Below are 951 nucleotides of genomic sequence, written 5' to 3' on the forward strand. Positions count from 1 at the left end.
CGGCCGCAGGCGGCACGGCGGCGGCAGGCGCGCACCAGCTTCGGAAGGGGAGGGCGATGGCGCCGCATTCCGCGATCTCGACGCCTTCCGCAGCGAGCTTGCGCGCCGCCTTGACGGCCTGCGCGCAGACGGGGCGGGCGCCAGCGCCTGCTGAAGGGCCTGCCTGACGGCCCGGCATCCATGCGCTGCTCGCCGACTGGGAGCTGTGGGCGCGGGACGACCAGATGCCGCCCGCCGCCACCCTCTCCGGCGCGCCGTGGCACACCTGGCTGCTCATGGGCGGGCGCGGCGCCGGCAAGACGCGGGCCGGCGGCGGAATGGGTGCGGGGCCTCGCGCTCGGCCGGCCGCCCTTCGCCGACGCGCCGGTGGGGCGCATCGCGCTCCTTGGCGAGAGCCTGTCCGATCTGCGCGAGGTGATGGTGGAGGGCGTCTCCGGAATCCTCGCGGTCCATCCGCCGTCCGAACGCCCGTCCTGGGAGCCGAGCCGCCGCCGTCTCGAATGGCCCAACGGCGCGGTGGCGCAGGGCTTCTCGGCGGACGATCCGGAGAGCCTGCGCGGCCCGCAGTTCGGCGCCGCCTGGCTCGACGAGCTGGCGAAGTGGAAGCGCGCCGAGGCCGCGTTCGACATGTTGCAGTTCGGGCTCCGGCTCGGCGCGCGGCCGCGCCAGATGGTCACCACCACGCCGCGCCCCACGGCGTTGCTGCGCCGCCTGATGGGCGATCCGCGCAGCGCGGTGACGCGCGCAGGCACCCGCGCCAACGCCTTCCACCTGGCGCCCTCCTTCCTGTCGGAGGTGATCGCCCGCTATGGCGGCACGCGGCTCGGCCGGCAGGAACTGGACGGCGAGGTGATCGAGGACCGGCCCGACGCCTTGTGGACCCGCGCCGCCATCGAGGCGGCCCGCGAGCCGCAGGCGCCGCCGCTCGCCCGCGTGGTGGTGGCGGTGGAC

Annotated in this window: 1 pseudogene; it reads left to right on the forward strand. The window is 76.3% G+C overall.

Features of this window, described 5'->3' with window-relative positions:
* Nucleotides 1–185 precede the first annotated feature (185 nt).
* A pseudogene (locus tag AC2W7M_RS26335) lies at nt 186–951 on the forward strand (terminase large subunit domain-containing protein); the annotation flags it as partial.

The sequence above is a fragment of the Xanthobacter sp. BG11Y11_SDJG genome (assembly GCF_057364445.1).